General features: G+C 65.0%; 6 protein-coding genes, 1 tRNA gene and 1 pseudogene. 5 read left to right on the top strand and 3 right to left on the bottom strand.

From position 1 onward, the window contains the following. The first annotated feature begins 182 nt into the window (after positions 1-182). Positions 183-258: transfer RNA gene (locus DBR34_RS07050), tRNA-Thr, on the top strand. 30 nt (positions 259-288) lie between these two features. Here the strand turns inward: DBR34_RS07050 and DBR34_RS07045 are convergent. Both DBR34_RS07045 and DBR34_RS21240 read right to left on the bottom strand, forming a co-directional pair. Next, a pseudogene (locus DBR34_RS07045) lies at positions 289-411 on the bottom strand (GTPase); the annotation flags it as partial. Positions 412-537: 126 nt separating this feature from the next. After that, positions 538-1590 carry a hypothetical protein gene (locus tag DBR34_RS21240; protein WP_181393925.1) on the bottom strand — a complete coding sequence of 351 codons (1053 nt, stop codon included), beginning with the start codon at positions 1588-1590 and terminating at the stop codon, positions 538-540. A gap of 254 nt (positions 1591-1844) precedes the next feature. Between DBR34_RS21240 and rocF the strand changes: the two genes are divergently transcribed. The 3 genes from rocF to DBR34_RS07030 all read left to right on the top strand — a co-directional run bounded on the left by rocF (position 1845) and on the right by DBR34_RS07030 (position 3547). Continuing rightward, positions 1845-2765, top strand: coding sequence for an arginase (gene rocF, locus DBR34_RS07040; protein ID WP_128096258.1), 921 nt, complete (start codon positions 1845-1847; stop codon positions 2763-2765). A 232-nt stretch (positions 2766-2997) separates the two neighbouring features. Further along, on the top strand, positions 2998-3135 hold the full coding sequence (locus DBR34_RS07035; RefSeq protein ID WP_038691079.1) for an entericidin A/B family lipoprotein: 138 nt from the start codon (positions 2998-3000) through the stop codon (positions 3133-3135). A gap of 190 nt (positions 3136-3325) precedes the next feature. Further along, positions 3326-3547, top strand: a complete 222-nt coding sequence (locus tag DBR34_RS07030) for a CsbD family protein (protein WP_038691077.1) — start codon at positions 3326-3328, stop codon at positions 3545-3547. Between the two features lie 94 nt (positions 3548-3641). Here DBR34_RS07030 and DBR34_RS07025 read toward each other — a convergent pair whose 3' ends face one another. Further along, positions 3642-4460, bottom strand: coding sequence for a hypothetical protein (locus DBR34_RS07025; RefSeq protein WP_128096257.1), 819 nt, complete (start codon positions 4458-4460; stop codon positions 3642-3644). A 107-nt stretch (positions 4461-4567) separates the two neighbouring features. On the opposite strand from DBR34_RS07025, the gene DBR34_RS07020 reads away from it, so the two are divergent. Then, a partial coding sequence (locus tag DBR34_RS07020; RefSeq protein ID WP_128096256.1) for a tryptophan--tRNA ligase occupies positions 4568-5570 on the top strand: 1003 nt, incomplete at its 3' end.

Raw genomic sequence — 5570 nt, 5'->3', positions numbered from 1 at the left:
GCTGAGTGCCGCCGGCTTCAACGCCCGCCTGATCGCCAGCGGTGGCGACGGCAGCGCGCAATGGTGGCTGGACGCGACCCTGGCGCCCCCGGCCGATGCCAGCGTCGCCCGGCAGCGCAGCGGTGCAGCCCAGCAACGCTCGCTGGACTGCGCGCGGGTGCGTTAGAATTCCCGCGCGCCATGCCGCTTTAGCTCAGTTGGTAGAGCAACTGTCTTGTAAACAGTAGGTCATCCGTTCGATTCGGATAAGCGGCACCATCTTCTGCGCCCCTCAGCGATCGGCTCCGATCAGCTGGTTTCAGCAAACCGATACGACAACAACGACTTCACCAGGAACGTCACCTGGGTGGCCGAGCGCGCGTCCACGCGCATCACCGGCAGGCGGAAGCCGGCATCCAGCAGCGCCTGGCGCACGCCACGGAGGGTCATCCTGGTAGCGCCGCTGCTCAGCCTTTCACCGGACCAGCCAGGTAGTCGTGCCGCTGCGCCGGAGCTCGACGGCGCACTGATGACTACCGGACGGCACTGGAGGATCCACTATCTGTCGATATCGCGAGCTGAATCAGCCGCCGGGGCAGACGCCGTGGCGGAGTCAATGCACCGATGGGTGATCTGAAAGCGCGTGCCAGACACAACCTCCGCAGGCTTGAGGGAGGTCTCGCATTCCCTGTTTCCAGTCTGCCGAACCTTGCATTCGCCCATTACGCATGCCCACGTTGTTCCCGTGGCAAAGGAGAGGTCTACAACCTTGGTGCTTCGTCCGCTGTTGACGAGGACGTAAGTCAAGCTCGACGGGTCATCCTCGTATCGTGAGTGACCTCGACCGGTGAGCAACACCCATTTTTCGTTCGTACCCTTTCTCAACCCCTTGGACGTCAAAGCAGCAAGGGCGCTTGAGCCAAACGCCTCCTCTCCGGTCACGCGCTTGTCGAATCCGACAAGCCGAATGAATCCCTCCGACTCCAACCGGACCAGACGCTCGACAAGGACCAGGTTAGCGGAACTTGATCGGCCATCCCTCGATTTCGCCCAGAAGAGGTCCTCAAACACTGTTGCCCTTCCATGTCGCGCCGCATCTCGAACAGCATCAACGGAGGAGGGCGGGATCTCTATTCCAACGAGGACGGGTGCTGACGTTGATGCTAGTCGGCAGACGAAATCCAAGAAGATTGCTGGGCTTTGGGAATTTCCGTGGGTTTCACCGAATACGATGACGTTAAAGCCCTCTGCATCGGTCGAACTCAAGAGTGAACTTCTGCCTGGCGTGCATGCTGTCGAAAGAGGTTCACCTGAACCGGCGCATGAAGTTGAAAGGAGGGCCAGAGCCAACGGCGCGATCAGGTAGGCGGCCCTGAATCTCAATGTGAAGGCAGCAATAGAGGATGCGCTGAAAAGCGAATTTGCTGTGCCAAGCCAGCGTGAGATGGGCTGAGCAATTGATGTCTCTCCAAGCCTTCGATGCTCCGGAATGCTCGGCGCCTCCTTGCGGTACAGACGTTGCAAACCACTCTCCTTGGGTTTGAAGAACTGCCTCGCGTTACCGGGATTGGTTTGGCTGCTTGGTTCTTTGCGGATACTCAGAATTTCCACAGTTACAGTCAAGCGACGGTTGCGTGATCCAATGTAATGGCGGAGCAGACGCGTGTAGTCGCGTGATGTAGCCGATCTTCTCGATGAGCGTACCTTTTGTCCCCCGCCCACTGGTTGGAGGGGGATTGCCGTGGCGCGGCGCGGAAGTGCGCGCTCGGGGGGCACCCGTTGACAGCCTGCTGCACCGCCGCGAGTGGGTCTGCGCGGAGCTGGCTAGACTGTGGCTCTTTTTTCGCATTTGCAGGAGGCATCCCATGGCCACGTATCCCCCGGTTTCCCTGATCGGCGTTCCCACCGACATCGGCGCGGGCCATCGCGGCGCCGGTCTCGGCCCGGATGCACTGCGCATCGCCGGCCTGGGCGACGCGCTGGCCGCGCGTGGCGTGGACGTGCGCGACCTGGGCAACCTGGACGGCCCGCGCAACCCGTGGACCGCGCCGGTGCAGGGCTACCGCCACCTGGACGAGGTGGTGGCGTGGAACCGCGCGCTGATGGACGCCACCTACGCCGAACTGCAGGCCGGCCGCATGCCGATCATGCTGGGTGGCGACCACTGCCTGGGCATCGGCTCGATCACCGCCGTGGCGCGCTGGTGCCGCGAGCAGGGCAAGACCCTGCGCGTGCTGTGGCTGGATGCGCATTCGGATTTCAACACCAGCGAGGTCACCCCGTCGGGCAACGTGCACGGCATGCCGGTGGCCTGCCTGTGTGGGCTGGGCCCGGACGCGCTGACCCGGTTGGGCGGCGATGCCCCGGCGATCCGCCCGCAGCAGGTGCACCAGATCGGCATCCGCTCGGTGGACCAGGAAGAGAAGCGGCTGATCAAGCAGCACCAGGTGGATGTGTATGACATGCGCTACATCGACGAAGCCGGCATGAAGCGCACCATGGAAGCCGCGCTGGACGGCATCGACGCCAACACCCACCTGCATGTCAGCTTCGACGTGGACTTCCTGGACCCCAGCATCGCCCCGGGCGTGGGCACCACGGTGCCGGGCGGGGTGAACTACCGCGAAGCGCAGCTGGTGATGGAGATGATTGCCGACACCGGCCGCATGGGCTCGCTGGACATCGTCGAACTCAACCCGCTGCTGGACAACCGCAACAGCACCGCCGTGCTGGCCGTGGACCTGGTGGAAAGCCTGTTCGGAAAATCCACCCTGATGCGCGACTGAGGGCCCGCCCGCCGGGGTTTTCCTGCAATTCGCTGAACGCTGCCAAGGTGCGTTCACATTCGCTGCACGCCCCTCCCGCCAGATTGCACTTCACGCGGCGGCGGTGCTGGAAACAGCCACGACGTCACCGCGATCAGGAAGAGGATCTGCCATCGCCGCCGTGCGGTGGCCGGTTCATCTGACAGGTGGGACCGGATTGCCGGTGTCGACGTAGATTAAACAGGAGAACCCCATGAAGCGTGTTATTGCACTGATGCTGTTGTCGATGTTCTCGGTAGCCATGCTGTCCGGCTGCAACACCGTTGCCGGTGCTGGCAAGGACGTGCAGAAGGCCGGCGAGAAGGTCGAAGACGCCGCCAAGACCAACTGATCCCCGCGATCAGGCTGGACCGAAAAAGGCCGGGATCTCCCGGCCTTTTTCGCGTCTGTCGCATGCCGCCCGCCAGCACCTGTTCAATCACGTGAGCATGCGTTTCATCCGCGCTTGACCGCCACCGAACGTCGTCCATCGCATTCTGTCCGTGCGGCGAAGGTGCCGTTGCAATCAAGGAAGCGAACCCATGAACAAAGACATCATTTCCGGCAAGTGGACGCAGCTCAAGGGTAAGGCCCAGGCCAAGTGGGGCGACCTCACCGACGACGATTTCAAGGTAGCCGAAGGCAACGCCGAATACCTGGCCGGTCGCCTGCAGGAACGCTATGGCTGGGCCCGCGACCGCGCCGAAACCGAGGTCCGCGACTTCGAAACCGCCATTCGCAAGGACTACCCAGATTACAAGTGACGCCGGCACGCACGTGCCAGTGACAGCTTCACCGGGTGTATGAAACGAAACGGGCCGCATCGCGCGGCCCGTTTCGTTTGTGCGTGCGCTGTCCTCAGCGACGACCATCGTCGCCCGGCGGATCGGGCACGTACTGCGACGGGAACGCACGGGGTCCGTCCTGGCGCGGCTGCTGCACCGGCAGGATGCCGCGTGCGCGCAGGTTGCGGGCGCTGTCATAGCGCAGCTCGGTCTGCTGCACGGGGTAGTCGGTGGCACGCTCGAAGGTAGTGTCGCGCACCTGCGAGGTTTCGCGCGCGCCATGCCCGGTGCCCAGCCGCTGGGCCGGTGCAGGCGCCGCGGCGGCCGAACCGCGCGCGCTGTCGGCCACGGCCTCGGCCTGCGCGCCGGCGTCCTGCGTGGACAACCGGCGGCGCCCCGGTACGGGCTTGAGCGCGGGCGTGGTCAGCACCGCGCCGGCTTCGCGGAACACCGCGATGCCGATCACCCCGATGTTGTCCGGGCGGCCGGTGCGCCCGGCGTAGCTCTTGCCGGGCGAGGTGAACACGAACTGGGCCACCTCGTCCTGCGATTTCCGCCAGCCGCTGATGTCGGCGGTCTGCCAGGGGTTGAGCACGTAGCCGGTCTGGCCGGGCGCGGCCACCTCGCCGCTGATGGCGTTCAGGCCATCCACCGACACCACCACCAGCACCCGTTCGGCGCTGTGGTTGCGCAGCCGCACACTGTAGCGGTGGCCCTTTTCCCCGGCGATCCAGCGCTGGCTGCCATCGCGGTACTGCGGCAGCGTGGTGCCCGCATCGCGGTCCAGCACGGTCAGGTAGACCGGGCCCGACTCCAGGCGCGGGGGCAGCGGGGCCGGGCGGAAGCCGCACAGGACCAGCACGGCAAGCAGGGGCAGCAACAGGCGTTTCATGGCACGGCTCCACGTTGGGGTGATGGGTTGAACGGCTCACCGTTGCCAACGGGGTTGGGCCGGGGCAGGTAAACTGGCGTGGTTCACCTGTCCGTAATGATCCCCCTATGACCACCCGCGTTCTTACCGGCATCACCCCCTCCGGCACCCCCCACCTGGGCAACTATGTGGGCGCCATCCGCCCGGCCATCGCGGCCAGCCAGGCGTCGGAGATCGAGAGCTTCTTCTTCCTGGCCGACCTGCACAGCCTGATCAAGGCGCAGGAACCCGAGCGCACCCAGCGCTCGACCCTGGAGATCGCGGCCAGCTGGCTGGCCTGCGGGCTGGACCCGGACAAGGTGTGGTTCTACCGGCAGAGCGACATTCCCGAAACCACCGAGCTGATGTGGTTCCTCACCGCGATCGCCAGCAAGGGCATCCTCAACCGCGCCCACGCCTACAAAGCGGCCGTGGACAAGAACCGCGAAGAGCAGCTGGACGAGGACGCCGGGATCAGCGCCGGGCTGTTCATGTACCCGGTGCTGATGGCCGCCGACATCCTGATCTTCAAGGCCAACCGCGTGCCGGTGGGCCGCGACCAGATCCAGCACATCGAGATGGCGCGCGACTTCGCCCAGCGCTTCAACCACGTGTATGGCAAGGCGTACTTCCCGCTGCCGGAGGTGGTGATCGACGAACAGGTGGCCACCCTGGCCGGCCTGGACGGGCGCAAGATGAGCAAGAGTTACCACAACACCATTCCGCTGTTCGCCCCGCGTGCGGAGCTGAAGAAGCTGGTGTTCTCCATCCTCACCGATTCGCGTGCACCGGGCGAGCCGAAGAGCACCGAGGGCTCGGCGCTGTTCCAGATGTACCAGGCGTTCGCCAGCGCAGAACAGACCGCGGCGTTTGCCCAGGCGTTCGCCGAGGGCATCAGCTGGGGCGATGCCAAGCAGCAGCTGTTCGAGCGCATCGACGCCGAGCTCACCCCGCTGCGCGAGCGCTACGAGGCGCTGATGGCCGAGCCGGAAAAGATCGAGGCGCTGCTGCGTCGCCGTGGCCAGCAGCTGCGCGAGCAGTACGCCATTCCGCTGCTCAAGGAGCTGCGCCACGCGGTGGGCCTGCGTGACC

Source organism: Stenotrophomonas sp. HMWF003 (assembly GCF_003061285.1).
Lineage (GTDB): Bacteria > Pseudomonadota > Gammaproteobacteria > Xanthomonadales > Xanthomonadaceae > Stenotrophomonas > Stenotrophomonas maltophilia_AP.
This window is presented reverse-complemented; position numbering and strand designations above follow the sequence as displayed.